Below are 13,759 nucleotides of genomic sequence, written 5' to 3' on the forward strand. Positions count from 1 at the left end.
TTCGATACCGCGCGCGGCCATGTATTCCTTGGCCTGGCGCACCGTGTATTCGCCAAAATGGAAGATGGAGGCGGCCAATACCGCATCCGCCCCGCCTTCGGAAACGCCGTCGGCCAGGTGTTGCAAATTACCGACGCCGCCGGAAGCGATCACCGGCACGCCGACCGCATCGGCCACGGCGCGGGTGAGCGGCAGGTCGAAGCCATTCTTGGTGCCGTCGCGGTCCATGCTGGTCAGCAGAATTTCGCCCGCCCCCAGGGTTTCTACCTGTTTGGCCCAGGCGATCACGTCCATGCCGGTATCGTTGCGCCCGCCGTGGGTGTAGACGTGCCATTGGCCGGGAGCGATCTGTTTGGCGTCAATCGCAACAACGATGCACTGGCTGCCGACCTTGCTCGAAGCTTCGTGGATGAGTTCCGGATTAAGTACGGCCGCGGTGTTCATCGACACCTTGTCCGCCCCGGCATTCAACAAACGGCGCACGTCTTCCACCTTGCGCACGCCGCCACCGACGGTGAGCGGAATAAAGACCTGCTCGGCGCAGGCTTCGACGATGTGCAAAATGATGTCGCGCTGGTCGGAGGAGGCGGTGATATCGAGAAAGGTCAGTTCATCCGCGCCCTGTTCGTTATAGCGGCGGGCGATTTCGACCGGGTCGCCGGCATCGCGCAGACCGACGAAATTGGTGCCTTTGACGACGCGTCCGGCGGTAACGTCGAGACAGGGAATGATGCGTTTGGCGAGCATGTAGGGTTCCGGAGTTTATTTTTTGAGCGTATCGGCCAGCGCTTGCGCTGCTTGAAAATCGAGCGAACCATCGTAAATCGCACGCCCGGCGATACTGCCGATGACGCCTTCGCCTTCCACGGCGCACAGCGCGCGGATATCGTCGAAATTCGACAGCCCCCCCGAAGCAATCACCGGAATGCTCAGGGCCTGCGCCAGGCGCACCGTAGCCTCGATGTTGAGGCCGGTCAGCATGCCGTCGCGGCCGATGTCGGTGTAAATGATGGATTCGACGCCGTAATCCTCGAATTTTTTACCCAGGTCGATGACGTCGTGGCCGGTCAGTTTCGACCAGCCATCGGTCGCCACCTTGCCATCCTTGGCGTCCAGGCCGACGATGATGTGGCCGGGAAAGGCGGCGCAAGCATCGGCGAGAAAGCCGGGATTCTTCACCGCTGCCGTGCCAATGATGACGTAGGACAGGCCGCCGTCGAGACAGGCTTCGATGGTATCCAGGTCGCGGATGCCGCCGCCCAGCTGCACCGGAATTTCGTCACCGACCTCCGCCAGAATGGCCTTGATTGCGGCAGCATTTTTCGGTTTGCCGGCAAAGGCCCCGTTCAGATCCACCAGATGCAGGCGACGTGCGCCCTGGTCGAGCCAGTGGCGGGCCTGTTCGGCGGGGCTGTCGGAGAACACGGTGGCCTGTTCCATCAGGCCTTGCTTGAGGCGGACGCAGTGTCCGTCTTTCAGATCGATTGCGGGGATGAGCAACATGGTGGGAGAAAATGTCAGTCAGAAAGAAAAGGGCAAAAATCAGGGACGCCAGCCAACGAAATTGTGCAAGAGCTGCAAGCCGTCGCGGGCGCTTTTTTCTGGGTGGAACTGAACCGCAAAGATATTATCTGCTGCCACTGCCGAGGTAAAGCGCAAGCCATAATCGGTGCTGCCGGCGCACAGAGGACTGTCCGGCGCTTGCACGCAATAACTGTGCACGAAATAAAAGCGGCTGTGGTCAGCAATACCTGCCCATAAGGGATGGGCTTGCGTCTGTGCGACACGGTTCCAGCCCATATGCGGTACTTTCAGACGGGTGCCGCTGAGGCGATCGCGGTGGGCGGCGGGGAAGCGCTCTACCGTGCCGGGAAAAACCCCCAGCCCAGCGGCTTGACCTTCTTCGCTGCGGGTAAAAAGCATTTGCTCGCCGATGCAAATGCCCAAAAAAGGTTTGTTGCGCGCCGCCTCCAACACGGCGGAACGCAATCCGCGTGCTTCCAGTTCGCGCATGCAGTCGGGCATGGCACCTTGGCCGGGGAAGACAACACGCTCGGCTCTGGCCACGATGGCCGGATCGGCCGTAACGACAACAGGCAGGCCAGCGGCAACATGCTCGATGGCCTTGGCGACCGAGCGCAGATTGCCCATGCCGTAGTCGATCACGGCAATGCTTCTGCTGGCCGGCATTTACAGCGCTCCCTTGGTCGATGGCAGGCTGCCGGCCATGCGTTCATCCGGCGTCACCGCCATGCGCAGCGCCCGACCAAATGCCTTGAAAATGGTTTCCGCCTGATGGTGCGCGTTCTTGCCGCGCAGATTGTCGATGTGCAGGGTCATACCGGCATGATTGACCAAGCCCTGGAAAAATTCGGCGATCAGATCAACGTCGAAGCCGCCAATCGTGGCACGCGTGAATTCGACGTTGAAGGAAAGCCCCGGCCGCCCGGAAAGGTCGATGACGACACGCGTCAGCGCTTCATCGAGCGGCACATAGCTGTGGCCGTAACGGGTCAGCCCTTTTTTGTCGCCCCAGGCTTTGGCGAGCGCCTGGCCGATGGTGATGCCGGCATCCTCCACGGTGTGATGCGCGTCGATGTGCAAATCGCCGTGCGCAGCAATGTCGATGTCGATCAAGCCGTGGCGCACGATCTGATCCAGCATGTGGTCGAGAAAGGGGACGCCGGTAGCGAGCTTGCCCTGGCCGCTGCCGTCCAGGTTCACCTTGGCGGTGATCTGCGTTTCCAGGGTATTGCGGGCAATTTCGGCTTGGCGCATGGTGGCGGGCTTTCGGGGAGGTTGGAACAGGGCGGCATGATACCATTTGCCCCTGTTTTTACGCCTTGTCGAGTGCCGCATGAGCCGTTTCTGGAGCCCGGTCGTCCACGACCTTACCCCCTATGTCCCGGGCGAGCAGCCTAAGCTGGCCCGCCTCATCAAGCTCAACACCAACGAAAACCCCTACCCGCCTTCGCCGCGCGTGCGGGCGGCGATTCTGGCCGAATTGGGCGAACCGGCTGCAGATGCGGCGCGCCTGCGCCTCTATCCCGATCCCAATGCCGACCTACTGAAACAAAGCATCGCCCGGCGTTATGCGCTACGCCCGGAGCAGGTTTTTGTCGGCAACAGCTCCGATGAAGTGCTGGCGCACACTTTTCAGGCGCTTTTAAAACACGATGCGCCGCTGCTCTTTCCCGATATCACCTACAGTTTTTACCCGGTGTATTGCGGCCTGTACGGCATTAGCTACCGCAACGTGCCGCTGACCGAGGATTTCAGCCTGGACCCGGCGGCCTATTGCGATCCGGCCCATGCCGTGGGTGGCATCATTTTCCCCAATCCCAATGCGCCGACCGGGCGCTTGCTGCCCCTGGCGGCAATCGAGCAAATGGCCCAGGCGCGTCCGGATAGCGTCATCGTGGTCGATGAAGCCTATATCGATTTCGGCGGCATCAGCGCCGTCGGCTTGACACAGCGCTACGACAACATCCTGGTCATTCACACACTATCCAAATCGCGCGCTTTGGCCGGTTTGCGCGTCGGTTACGCACTCGGTCATGAACAGTTGATCGAAGCACTGGAACGGGTAAAAAACAGCTTCAATTCTTACCCCCTGGATCGTCTGGCGCAGGCCGGCGCCGTGGCGGCCATCGAGGATGAAGCCTATTTCCAAGCGCGCTGCGCGCAGGTCATCGCCAGCCGTGAAGCCCTCGATAGCGCCTTGCAGGGCTTGGGGTTCGAGGTCTTGCCCTCCGCCGCGAATTTCGTTTTTGTGCGCCACCCGCAGCGTGACGCGGCAGAGCTTGCACAGGCGCTGCGCCTGCGTAGCATCATCGTGCGCCATTTCAAGCAGGCGCGCATCGCGCAGTTTTTGCGTATCAGCATCGGCACAGAAGAAGAGTGTCTGAGCTTGGTTACTGCTTTACGAGACATTCTTGGCTAAAACCGACGCCCTGGCCGCCGTCGCCGCGCATTACCAGGCGACGGCAGTGATTCCGCACTGCGCCGTGTGCCGCGCGCCCTGCTGCCAACTCGACAAACTGGTACTCGATCTGGAATGGCGGCAGGTGCGCGTTTTGTGGCGGATCGAAGAGGCCCGCGCCGCCTTCGATGCCCGCTTGGATGCGGGCTGCGGCCCGCAAGAAATCCGCCGCGCAGAAGGGCGCTATTACGCACACCAAAAACCCTGCCCGGCCTATGACGCGACCCGCCCGGGCTGCCGGATTTACGACCAAGCCTTGAAACCTGTAGGCTGCAGCGACTTCCCGGTATACGAAGACGGCGGTGTCGTGATCGCCGACTTGCGTTGCGAGGCCGTGCACGCGGATACTTTGCGCCAAAGCTTGCAGCAGGCGCTGGGGCCGCAGGTTTTGGTGCGGCAAAGCGCCGATCCGGACTTTCCTTTTTTGCTCGAGTTTTCCTTCAAACGCCGTACTAAAGCGCGCCGGCGCTGAAGGAAAAACCTCAATCCTGCAAACGCAGTTCCGCCGATTTGGCGTGTGCCGGCAAGCCTTCGCCGTGCGCCAGGGTGGATGCCACGCGGCCCAAAGTTTGCGCCCCGGCGGCGGACACCTTGATCAAACTGGTACGCTTCTGGAAGTCGTACACACCCAGCGGCGAAGAAAAGCGCGCCGAACCGGAGGTGGGCAAAACGTGATTCGGCCCGGCACAGTAATCGCCGAGCGATTCTGAGGTGTAGTGGCCGATGAAAATCGCCCCGGCGTGACGAATTTTTTCCACCCAGGGGTCCGGATTATCGAGCGCCAGCTCCAAGTGCTCCGGCGCGACGCGGTTGGCGATTTCCACCGCTTCTGCCATGTCGCGCGCCAGAATGAAGGCACCACGATGGCTGAGCGAGGCGCGGATGACCTCCTGGCGCGGCATGCTGGGCAACAGGGCATCGATGCTGGCCTGTACACGGTCGATGAAAGCCGCATCGGGACAGACCAAAATGGATTGGGCGAGTTCGTCGTGCTCGGCTTGCGAAAAAAGATCCATCGCCACCCAATCCGGATTGCCGGAGCCGTCGGCGAGGACCAAAATTTCCGAAGGTCCGGCCACCATATCAATGCCGACGATACCGAACACACGCCGCTTGGCGGTGGCGACATAGGCATTACCGGGGCCGACGATCTTATCCACCTGCGGCACGGTTTGCGTGCCGTAAGCGAGCGCGCCGATGGCTTGCGCGCCACCGATGGTAAATACCCGGTCGACACCGGCAAGCGCGGCAGCGGCCAGCACCAGTGCGTTCTTTTCGCCGTCCGGCGTCGGCACGACCATGATCAGTTCTTTGACGCCGGCGACCTTGGCCGGCAGCGCATTCATCAAGACCGATGAGGGATAGGCCGCCTTGCCGCCGGGAACGTAGAGTCCGACTCGGTCGAGCGGGGTAATCATCTGCCCGAGCAGGGTGCCGTCGGCTTCGCTATAGGACCAGCCTTCGAGCTTTTGTCGCTCGTGATAGGCGCGCACGCGCTGGGCGGCAATTTCCAGCGCCTGACGGCGTTCGGCGGGCAAATGGGCGAGTGCGGCGTGCAGTTCATCGCGGGAAATTTCCAGTTCCGCCATGGCCTGCGCGCCAACCCGGTCAAAGCGCTGGCTGTATTCGAGCACGGCGGCATCGCCGCGCTCTTTCACGTCGGCGAGAATGCTGGCCACGCGGCGCTCGATGTTTTCATCAGCCGCCGCTTCAAACGCGAGCAGGGTGTCGAGTTGCTGCAAAAAATCCGGGGCGCGCGTATCCAGGCGGCGAATGGCAAGGGGCATTTATTTATCCTCCACGGCCTGAGCAAAGGCATCGATGATGGGTTGCAGGCTTTCGCGCTTGACCTTGAGCGCGGCTTGATTGACGACCAGACGCGAAGAAATGTCGAGAATGTGCTCGCAAGCGACGAGTTTGTTCGCTTTCAGCGTGCCGCCGGTGGATACGAGGTCGACAATGGCATCGGCCAGCCCGGCCAGCGGGGCGAGCTCCATCGAACCGTAGAGCTTGATCAGATCGACGTGCACACCTTTGGCGGCAAAATGTTCGCGCGCCGTTTTGATGTATTTCGACGCCACTTTCAGGCGCGCCCCCTGGCGCACGGCATGGGCGTAATCGAAACCTTCCGGCACGGCGACCATCATGCGGCACTTGGCAATTTTCAAATCGAGCGGCGCATAGAGCCCATCGCTGCCGTGTTCGATCAGCACATCTTTACCCGCGACGCCGATATCGGCCGCCCCGTATTGAACGTAGGTCGGCACGTCGGAGGCGCGCACGATGACCACCCGCACATGCGGCTGATTGGTGTCGATAATGAGTTTGCGCGAGGTGTCCGGATTTTCGACCGGGACGATACCGGCGGCGGCGAGCAGCGGCAGGGTTTCGTCAAAAATGCGGCCCTTGGAAAGGGCAATGGTGATGGTACTCACGGGCATGGCCTGAATGCAAAAACCGCATTCTACCGCAAGCCTTGGCTGCCGACCGGGCAGCAAAAAGCCCGGCGAACCGGGCTTTGTTCAAAACAAGACGCGATTTAGATCTTGTTGATGTTTGCCGCTTGTTTGCCTTTGGGGCCATCGACGATGTCGAAGGACACCTTCTGGTTTTCGGCCAGGCTCTTGAAGCCACCGCCCTGAATGGCGGAGAAGTGAGCGAAGAGGTCTTCACCACCGCCATCCGGCGAAATGAAGCCAAAGCCCTTGGAGTCGTTGAACCATTTAACGGTACCGGTTGCCATTTGATACATCCTTGCAAAAAAATTGATAAATCCGAGAATCAAGAGCGAGAAGCTGACAAACCGTAACCGGCGCAGGAACAACACACTGCCTAGAAATCCCGTGCCGCGCAGTATGGGCCAGAGTTTTTAGCTTGCAAAGGGGTTTTTGCGTATTTTTGTGCAAAGTGGTGAAAAAAAGGGGGTATTTGCTACGAAAGGCGGCTTGCCCCAGTGTTTAACGCACCCGACGCACCTTGGCCCCCAGGGCGCGCAGCTTGTCTTCGATCTTCTCGTAACCGCGATCCAGGTGATAAATCCGGTCGATCAAAGTTTCGCCCTGGGCAACCAGCCCGGCGACGATCAGGGAAGCCGAGGCACGCAAATCGGTGGCCATGACGCTTGCGCCTTGCAGTTGCGCCACGCCGCGCACAATGGCGTTATTGCCCTCGATCTGGATATTGGCCCCCAGGCGCATCAACTCATTGACGTGCATGAAGCGGTTTTCAAAAATGGTTTCGCGGATGGTGGCCACGCCCTCGGCCACACAGTTCATGGCCATGAATTGCGCCTGCATGTCGGTCGGGAAAGCCGGATAGGGCGCGGTGCGCAGACTGACTGCTTGCAGGCGCGGCGGGGCTTGCAGGCGGATAGCTTCGCGTTCCAGAGTGATTTCACAGCCGGCATCCATGAGCTTATCGACGACGCTGTCCAGATAGGCGGCAGAGGTGTGGGTGAGGCGCACGTCGCCGCCGGTGACGGCTGCGGCGCAGAGGTAGGTACCGGTTTCGATGCGATCCGGCATCACCCGGTGCTGCGCCCCGTGCAGGCGCTCGACGCCCTGGATGCGGATGGTGTCGGTGCCGGCACCAGAAATGCGCGCCCCCATGGCGATGAGGCAATTGGCCAGATCGACCACTTCCGGCTCGCGGGCGGCGTTTTCGATGATGGTTTCACCCTCGGCGAGAGTGGCGGCGAGCATCAGATTCTCGGTGCCGGTGACGGTGACCATGTCGGTACAGATGCGCGCCCCTTTGAGACGGCGGGTTTGCGCATGCACATAGCCTTGTTCGACACTGACTTCCGCGCCCATCGCCTGCAAACCCTTGATGTGCTGATCGACCGGGCGCGCGCCAATGGCGCAGCCGCCGGGCAACGATACGCGCGCCTCGCCACAACGGGCGACCAGGGGGCCGAGCACGAGAATGGAGGCGCGCATGGTCTTGACCCGTTCGTAGGAAGCAACCGGATTGCTGATCTGGCGGGCATCCAGGGTGAGCCGATGGCCGTCGCGCTCAACTTTGACGCCCATGTCTTCGAGCAGGCGCAGCATGGTGGCGATGTCGTTCAAGTCCGGCACATTGCTCAATTCCAGCGGTTCGGCGGTGAGCAGGGCGGCACACAGGATGGGCAGGGCGGCATTCTTGGCCCCGGAAATGGCAATTTCACCGCGCAGCACTGCGCCGCCTTCGATCAGTAATTTATCCACGTTGGGCGCTCCACTCTTCCGGGGTCAGGGTTTTGAAGGACAGGGCGTGCAATTCGCCAGTTTCGAGCAACTCGCCCAGCGCCGCATGCACGTGCTGCTGGCGTTGTACGCGATTTTTGCCGGCAAATTCGGCGCTCACAATGAGGGCTTGAAAGTGGCGGCCATCACCGTCTAATTGCAAGTATTCACACGGCAGATTAGCCAACAGGCGCTGTTTGATGCGTTCGATATCCATAAGATTTTTTGGGGGAAAAAGGGGCAATGGGCGGCGCAAAGGCACCGCAAGGGTTTAATTGCGCAGCTTCCAGCCGCGCTGTAGAAGATGAATGCACAAGCCGGCGACGAGGACGAGGCTGAGCAGAACCACCGTCAAGCTGAATTCAGGGGCAACGTCGGAAACGCCATAGAAGCCGTAGCGAAAGCCATCGATCATGTAAAAAACAGGATTGTACCGGGAGAGGGTCTGCCAGACTGTGGGCAGGCTGTGAATCGAGTAAAACACGCCGGAGAGCATGGTCAGCGGCATGATGAGGAAGTTCTGAAAAGCAGCCAGTTGATCGAATTTCTCCACCCAGATGCCGGCCAGCAAGCCCAGGGTGCCGAACAGAAAGCCACTGAGAAGGGCGAAAACCACGATCCACAACGGCGCTGCGGCGCGCAGTTCGACGAAGAAGGCAGCCACCAGAATGACACCGACGGCCACCATCAGTCCGCGCAAAACGGCGGCGAGTACGTAGGCCGCATAGAAGGCGGCGGGGGAAATCGGCGGCAGCAGCACGAAAACGATGGAGCCGGTGATCTTGGCCTGGATCAGGCTGGAAGATGAATTGGCAAAGGCATTTTGCAGAATCTGCATCATCACCAGGCCGGGAATCAGGAAACTGCCGTAATCCACGCCATGCACCTGCACCCGGCCGGCCAGCACGTGGCTGAAAATCATCAGGTAGAGCATGGCCGTCAACACCGGCGCGGCCACGGTCTGGAAGGCGACCTTCCAGAAACGCAGCACTTCCTTGTAGAAGAGCGTCCAGAAACCGATCATGCGCGCAGCGTCCGCATGAAAATATCCTCCAGTGAAGCACCGGGATGCGCCGCCAGCAGATCCGCCGTGCGTTCCAGCGCCACCAACCGGCCCTGTTTCATCAGCGCGATGCGGTGACACAGGGCTTCGGCCTCTTCCAGATAGTGCGTGGTGAGGATGATGGTGTGGCCCTCGTCGTTCAGGCGGCGGACGAACTGCCACAAACCTTGGCGTAATTCCACATCGACCCCGGCGGTAGGTTCGTCGAGCACGATCACCGGTGGTTTGTGCACCAGCGCCTGCGCCACCAGTACCCGGCGTTTCATGCCGCCAGAGAGACGGCGCATGTTGACCTCGGCCTTGCTGGTGAGATCGAGGTGGTGCAGGATTTCATCGATCCAGTCATCGTTGTGGCGCAAACCAAAATAACCGGATTGGATGCGCAGGGTTTCGCGCACATTGAAAAACGGATCGAACACCAGTTCTTGCGGCACGATGCCCAGCAGACGGCGGGCAGCACGAAAATCCCGAACCACATCGCAACCGAGTACGCTGATCTTGCCGTGGTCAGGCCGGGTCAGGCCGGCCAGACAGGAAATAAGCGTGGTTTTACCGGCACCGTTGGGGCCGAGCAGGCCGAAGAATTCTCCCGGCGCAATGTCGAGCGAAATGCCGGCCAGGGCTTGCAGGCGTCCAAAAGCCTTGCGCACGTCAACGAAAGAAACAGCGGCTTGCGACATAGAGGTGCCGCGTTCAAGCAGCGAACAGCAGCTCGGACAAACCGTAGAGCTCGGCCAGGGCGCGGATATTGGCGGGGGCACCGGTAAAACGAATGGGCAGTTTTTGCTCTTCGGCCTGCCGTCGCCAGCCCAGCAGCACGGCCAGCGCGGAAGAATCGATCGCTTCTACTGCCGCCAGATCGAAGTGGCGCACGCCGTTTTTGATCCCCTGTTCGCCGTCAGCCAAAAGTTGCTTGGCTTGCTCCAGACGCATCGCGCCTTGAATGCGAAATGTTTCACCGGAGTGCGCCATTATTTGCGCGCCGTTTTTGCCGCGCCACTTTCCAGGGATTTGTTTTTGCTGACCAAAACGCCGATCAAGCCGTCGATCCCGTGTTCGCGCACTTCTTTGGCGAATTGCTCACGATAATTGGTCACCAGGCTGATACCGGCGACCACGACATCGAAGACTTTCCAGCTTTCGCCCTGCAATTCCAGCCAGTAATCGAGCTGCACCGGCTGCGCGCCTGGTTGCTGAATTTCGCTGCGCACCAAAACTTCGCTCTCGCCAGCCTTCATCTTCAAGGGTTTAACGACGAGTTTCTGGTTGCTGTAACTGCTCACCGCGTTAGCGTAGGTGCGCACGAGCAGGGCTTTGAACTCTTCGGTGAGACGTTTTTTCTGCTCAGCGTTGGCGCTACGCCAGTCGCGCCCGACGGCGAGCGCCGTCATGCGCTGAAAATCGAAGTGCGGCAACACCTTGGCATCGACCAGGGCGGTAATTTTCTGAATGTCGCCGTTACGAATGGACTCGTCTTTCTTGACGATCTCCAGCACCTCGGTAGACACCCGGGTGACGAGGGCGTCGGGGGCCTCCGCGGAAAACACCTGGGCGGCAAAGAGCGCGGCGGCGCAAAAAGTGAGCAAGCGTTTCATCATGGTTGGCGTTCTCGATCAATCTTCCAGACGCGGCGGGCGGCCGTCGTAAATCAGGTTCTGGCGGCGCTGCAGGTAAGCGTCGCGGACATAGGCGTATTCGTCGATGGCGGCTTCTTCGACAATTTTATCGGCCGGCAGCAAGCCGGCGCGCACGTCGACAAAGCGCAGCGTCACCGCGCCGTAGCGGGTGTGATAGTTCTTGATACCCATCAGCGGATCGGTAAAAAACTCAATCGCCCAGCCGCCGGCGTCACGCAGCGTACGCGGGCCGATGACCGGCAAAAACAGATAGTTGCTTTCTTTCACGCCCCACACGGCAAAGGTTTGCCCCAGGTCTTCGTTGTGCCGCTCGATGCCCAGCTCGCTGGCGACGTCGAACAAACCAAAAATACCGACGGTGGAGTTAACGAGAAAACGCGCCACGCTGTCGCCAGCATCACCCGCTTTACCTTGCATGAGGCTGTTGGCGCTAATCCAGACCTCTCCGACGTTGCCAAAGAAATTGCCGACACCTGCCTTGGCCGGCAGCGGCACGGCGGCATCGTAGGCCTGGGCAACGGGGCGGGTGACGTAGGTATCCAGCGTCTTATTCACCGAATACATCGTGCGATTGAAATTTTCGTAGGGGTCGTGCGGGTTTTCCGCTGCGCCACACAGGCCGCTCGACAGGGCCAGGGCGCTAGCCAAAACGAGCAGGCGGGACAGCAAACCCGGGGTGGGGTGGTTGGTCTTCATTTAGCGTCTTGCCCCTCGGCTGCCTTGTTGAAGAGAAATTGACTGATCAGTTTTTCCAGCACGACGGCCGATTGGGTTTTGCGGATGGTTTCGCCGGCTTGCAGCATTTTTTCATCGCCGCCCGCATCAAAACCGATGTATTGCTCACCCAACAAGCCTGCCGTAAAAATCGAAGCGAAGGTGTCGCGCGGGAAGTGGTAGCGTCCGTCGATCTGCATCGTGACCACTGCGTCATAACTTTCCGGATCAAAACGGATATGGGTAATCCGCCCTACCAGAACACCTGCGCTACGCACCGGGCCACGCACCTTCAGGCCGCCGATGTTATCAAAGCGCGCTTCCAGGGTGTAAGTCTCGGACAAATGCGCCGCTGATAGATTTCCCACTTTGAGCGCCAAAAACAACACTGCGGCCATGCCCAGTGCAACAAAAAAACCGACCCACAGGTCAAGAACAGTACGGTTCACGAAGTCCCCCGGAACATGAACGAAGTGAGAACGAAATCCAGCGCCAGTATGGTCATGGCAGAGGTCACCACGGTGCGCGTAATCGCCCGCGACACGCCTTCGGCGGTGGGTTGCGCGTCATAGCCTTCAAAAACGGCAATCAAGGATACGGCAAAGCCAAAGACCACGCTCTTGATGATGCCATTGACAATGTCGTAACGAAAATCGACGCTGGACTGCATTTGTGACCAGAAAGCGCCGTCGTCCACGCCGATGAGAACCACGCCGATCAACCAGCCGCCAAAAACGCCCATCGCCGAAAACATTGCTGCAAGAAGCGGCATGGCGATGACGCCGCCCCAAAAACGCGGCGCGACGACGCGGGCGATGGGATTGACCGCCATCATGTCCATGGCTTTTAACTGCTCGGTGGTTTTCATCAAACCGATTTCAGCGGTGATCGACGAACCGGCGCGCGAAGCGAACAACAAACCTGCCACCACCGGGCCCAATTCACGCACCAGCGAGAGGGCGACCAGAATGCCGAGCGCTTCCGTCGAACCAAAGCGCTGCAAGGTTTCAAAGCCCTGCAGACCGAGCACCAGGCCGACGAAAAGCCCGGAAACGAGGATGATCAGCAAGGAGAGCACGCCGCTGAAGTAAATCTCGCGCAAGGTCAGCGGCAGGCGACGAAAAGCGGTGCCGGAATGGCGCAAAATGGCAAAAAAGAAACGCGCGGCGAAACCCAGTTGCCAGATTTTTTCTACTGCGCCGTGGCCCAGTTTGCGGATCCAGTCGAGCGGTTTAAACATGCGCCGCCCCAAGGAAATCCTCCGCCGCCGAGGGTGCGGGATAGTCAAACGCCACCGGGCCGTCGGCCTCGGCATAAACGAACTGGTGCACGAAAGGATCGCGCGAAGCGCGAATTTCATCCGGCGTGCCTTCGGCGACGACTCGCCCACCGTTGAGGAAATAAATGTAATCGACCATCAGGAGCGACTCTTGCACGTCGTGCGTGACCATGATGGAGGTCGCGCCCAGGGCATCATTCAGCGTACGAATCAGGCGGCCGATAACGCCGAGCGCAATGGGATCGAGGCCGGTGAACGGCTCGTCGTACATGATCAAAGCCGGATCAAGCGCGACCGCCCGCGCCAGGGCCACCCGCCGCGCCATGCCGCCGGAGAGCGCCGTCGGCATCAGATGATGCGCGCCGCGCAGCCCCACCGCTTCAAGCTTCATCAAGACGAGGTCGCGGATCATGCTTTCCGGCAGATCGGTGTGTTCCCGCAGGGGAAAAGCGACGTTCTCGAAGACTGACAAATCGGTGAAGAGCGCGCCAAATTGAAACAACATGCCCATTTGCCGGCGCAGACGATAGAGCTGGGCTTCCGACATTTGGCTGACGACGTGTTCGCCCAGGCGCACGCTGCCGCCGGTCGGCCGCAACTGACCGCCGATACAACGCAGCAGCGTGGTTTTACCGCAGCCGGAGCCGCCCATGATGGCCACCACCTTGCCGCGCGGGATGCGCATATTGATCCCTTGCAACAAGGGCCGCTCGCCGTAACTGAAGTGAAGATCCTGGATATTCACCAGGCTGTCGTCTAGCAAAACATGCCCCCCGAATTTGAAGGGCGGATTCTATCAGAACTCAGAAAAGCCCCGGCGTGCGCCGCCGTGTATTTTGCCTGCGGCATAGGCGCCGA

The 13,759-nt window shown here is 60.1% G+C and carries 18 protein-coding genes and 1 pseudogene; 2 read left to right on the forward strand and 17 right to left on the reverse strand.

Annotation, left to right across the window (positions count from 1 at the left end):
- The 4 genes from hisF to hisB form a co-directional block, all read right to left on the reverse strand.
- Positions 1-747, reverse strand: a 747-nt coding sequence (gene hisF, locus ACM62Q_RS01600) for an imidazole glycerol phosphate synthase subunit HisF (RefSeq protein WP_415033229.1), incomplete at its 3' end; no start/stop codon positions are given.
- A gap of 15 nt (positions 748-762) precedes the next feature.
- Positions 763-1,503, reverse strand: coding sequence for a 1-(5-phosphoribosyl)-5-[(5-phosphoribosylamino)methylideneamino]imidazole-4-carboxamide isomerase (hisA, locus tag ACM62Q_RS01605; RefSeq protein ID WP_415033230.1), 741 nt, complete (start codon positions 1,501-1,503; stop codon positions 763-765).
- A 39-nt stretch (positions 1,504-1,542) separates the two neighbouring features.
- Positions 1,543-2,190: an imidazole glycerol phosphate synthase subunit HisH gene (gene hisH / locus ACM62Q_RS01610; protein WP_415033231.1), complete on the reverse strand. Its 648-nt coding sequence runs from the start codon at positions 2,188-2,190 to the stop codon at positions 1,543-1,545.
- A complete protein-coding gene (gene hisB, locus ACM62Q_RS01615; RefSeq protein ID WP_415033232.1) occupies positions 2,191-2,778 on the reverse strand; it encodes an imidazoleglycerol-phosphate dehydratase HisB in 588 nt (195 codons plus the stop codon).
- A gap of 79 nt (positions 2,779-2,857) precedes the next feature.
- Here hisB and hisC point away from each other — a divergent pair, with 79 nt between their 5' ends.
- Both hisC and ACM62Q_RS01625 read left to right on the forward strand, forming a co-directional pair.
- Positions 2,858-3,943, forward strand: coding sequence for a histidinol-phosphate transaminase (hisC, locus tag ACM62Q_RS01620; protein ID WP_415033233.1), 1,086 nt, complete (start codon positions 2,858-2,860; stop codon positions 3,941-3,943).
- Positions 3,936-4,454: a hypothetical protein gene (locus tag ACM62Q_RS01625; RefSeq protein ID WP_415033234.1), complete on the forward strand. Its 519-nt coding sequence runs from the start codon at positions 3,936-3,938 to the stop codon at positions 4,452-4,454. Before hisC ends, ACM62Q_RS01625 begins: the two co-directional genes overlap by 8 nt.
- A gap of 10 nt (positions 4,455-4,464) precedes the next feature.
- On the opposite strand, the gene hisD is transcribed toward ACM62Q_RS01625, so the two are convergent.
- The 13 genes and pseudogenes from hisD to ACM62Q_RS01690 form a co-directional block, all read right to left on the reverse strand.
- Positions 4,465-5,769, reverse strand: a complete 1,305-nt coding sequence (hisD, locus tag ACM62Q_RS01630) for a histidinol dehydrogenase (protein ID WP_415033235.1) — start codon at positions 5,767-5,769, stop codon at positions 4,465-4,467.
- Positions 5,770-6,417 (reverse strand): ATP phosphoribosyltransferase, encoded by a 648-nt coding sequence (gene hisG / locus ACM62Q_RS01635; RefSeq protein ID WP_415033236.1) that lies wholly within the window; start codon positions 6,415-6,417, stop codon positions 5,770-5,772.
- Positions 6,418-6,521: 104 nt separating this feature from the next.
- Positions 6,522-6,725: a cold-shock protein gene (locus ACM62Q_RS01640; protein WP_205201796.1), complete on the reverse strand. Its 204-nt coding sequence runs from the start codon at positions 6,723-6,725 to the stop codon at positions 6,522-6,524.
- A 214-nt stretch (positions 6,726-6,939) separates the two neighbouring features.
- Positions 6,940-8,190, reverse strand: coding sequence for a UDP-N-acetylglucosamine 1-carboxyvinyltransferase (gene murA / locus ACM62Q_RS01645; RefSeq protein ID WP_415033237.1), 1,251 nt, complete (start codon positions 8,188-8,190; stop codon positions 6,940-6,942).
- Positions 8,183-8,425 (reverse strand): BolA family protein, encoded by a 243-nt coding sequence (locus ACM62Q_RS01650; protein ID WP_415033238.1) that lies wholly within the window; start codon positions 8,423-8,425, stop codon positions 8,183-8,185. The genes murA and ACM62Q_RS01650 overlap by 8 nt, the downstream gene beginning before the upstream one ends.
- Before the next feature lie 54 nt (positions 8,426-8,479).
- Positions 8,480-9,232 carry an ABC transporter permease gene (locus ACM62Q_RS01655; RefSeq protein ID WP_415033239.1) on the reverse strand — a complete coding sequence of 251 codons (753 nt, stop codon included), beginning with the start codon at positions 9,230-9,232 and terminating at the stop codon, positions 8,480-8,482.
- 29 nt (positions 9,233-9,261) lie between these two features.
- A pseudogene (locus tag ACM62Q_RS01660) lies at positions 9,262-9,951 on the reverse strand (ABC transporter ATP-binding protein); the annotation flags it as partial.
- 13 nt (positions 9,952-9,964) lie between these two features.
- Positions 9,965-10,243 (reverse strand): STAS domain-containing protein, encoded by a 279-nt coding sequence (locus ACM62Q_RS01665; RefSeq protein ID WP_415033240.1) that lies wholly within the window; start codon positions 10,241-10,243, stop codon positions 9,965-9,967.
- Positions 10,243-10,869 carry an MlaC/ttg2D family ABC transporter substrate-binding protein gene (locus ACM62Q_RS01670; RefSeq protein WP_415033241.1) on the reverse strand — a complete coding sequence of 209 codons (627 nt, stop codon included), beginning with the start codon at positions 10,867-10,869 and terminating at the stop codon, positions 10,243-10,245. Before ACM62Q_RS01670 ends, ACM62Q_RS01665 begins: the two co-directional genes overlap by 1 nt.
- Before the next feature lie 15 nt (positions 10,870-10,884).
- Entirely contained in the window at positions 10,885-11,604 is a 720-nt protein-coding gene (locus ACM62Q_RS01675; RefSeq protein WP_415033242.1) for a VacJ family lipoprotein, read from the reverse strand.
- Entirely contained in the window at positions 11,601-12,071 is a 471-nt protein-coding gene (gene mlaD / locus ACM62Q_RS01680; protein WP_415033243.1) for an outer membrane lipid asymmetry maintenance protein MlaD, read from the reverse strand. The genes ACM62Q_RS01675 and mlaD overlap by 4 nt, the downstream gene beginning before the upstream one ends.
- Positions 12,068-12,862 carry a lipid asymmetry maintenance ABC transporter permease subunit MlaE gene (gene mlaE / locus ACM62Q_RS01685; protein WP_415033244.1) on the reverse strand — a complete coding sequence of 265 codons (795 nt, stop codon included), beginning with the start codon at positions 12,860-12,862 and terminating at the stop codon, positions 12,068-12,070. The genes mlaD and mlaE overlap by 4 nt, the downstream gene beginning before the upstream one ends.
- Entirely contained in the window at positions 12,855-13,646 is a 792-nt protein-coding gene (locus ACM62Q_RS01690) for an ABC transporter ATP-binding protein (RefSeq protein ID WP_415033245.1), read from the reverse strand. The genes mlaE and ACM62Q_RS01690 overlap by 8 nt, the downstream gene beginning before the upstream one ends.
- Positions 13,647-13,759 lie beyond the last annotated feature (113 nt).

Source organism: Azonexus sp., from assembly GCF_047638095.1.
In the GTDB taxonomy this organism is placed as follows: domain Bacteria; phylum Pseudomonadota; class Gammaproteobacteria; order Burkholderiales; family Rhodocyclaceae; genus Azonexus.

Coding starts and splice junctions, on each gene's coding strand:
- hisA (WP_415033230.1), bottom strand. CDS start 1,503: ATGTTGCTCATCCCCGCAATCGATCTGAAAGACGGACACTGCGTCCGC.
- hisH (WP_415033231.1), bottom strand. CDS start 2,190: ATGCCGGCCAGCAGAAGCATTGCCGTGATCGACTACGGCATGGGCAAT.
- hisB (WP_415033232.1), bottom strand. CDS start 2,778: ATGCGCCAAGCCGAAATTGCCCGCAATACCCTGGAAACGCAGATCACC.
- hisC (WP_415033233.1), top strand. CDS start 2,858: ATGAGCCGTTTCTGGAGCCCGGTCGTCCACGACCTTACCCCCTATGTC.
- hisD (WP_415033235.1), bottom strand. CDS start 5,769: ATGCCCCTTGCCATTCGCCGCCTGGATACGCGCGCCCCGGATTTTTTG.
- ACM62Q_RS01640 (WP_205201796.1), bottom strand. CDS start 6,725: ATGGCAACCGGTACCGTTAAATGGTTCAACGACTCCAAGGGCTTTGGC.
- ACM62Q_RS01650 (WP_415033238.1), bottom strand. CDS start 8,425: ATGGATATCGAACGCATCAAACAGCGCCTGTTGGCTAATCTGCCGTGT.
- ACM62Q_RS01655 (WP_415033239.1), bottom strand. CDS start 9,232: ATGATCGGTTTCTGGACGCTCTTCTACAAGGAAGTGCTGCGTTTCTGG.
- ACM62Q_RS01665 (WP_415033240.1), bottom strand. CDS start 10,243: ATGGCGCACTCCGGTGAAACATTTCGCATTCAAGGCGCGATGCGTCTG.
- ACM62Q_RS01670 (WP_415033241.1), bottom strand. CDS start 10,869: ATGATGAAACGCTTGCTCACTTTTTGCGCCGCCGCGCTCTTTGCCGCC.
- ACM62Q_RS01675 (WP_415033242.1), bottom strand. CDS start 11,604: ATGAAGACCAACCACCCCACCCCGGGTTTGCTGTCCCGCCTGCTCGTT.
- mlaE (WP_415033244.1), bottom strand. CDS start 12,862: ATGTTTAAACCGCTCGACTGGATCCGCAAACTGGGCCACGGCGCAGTA.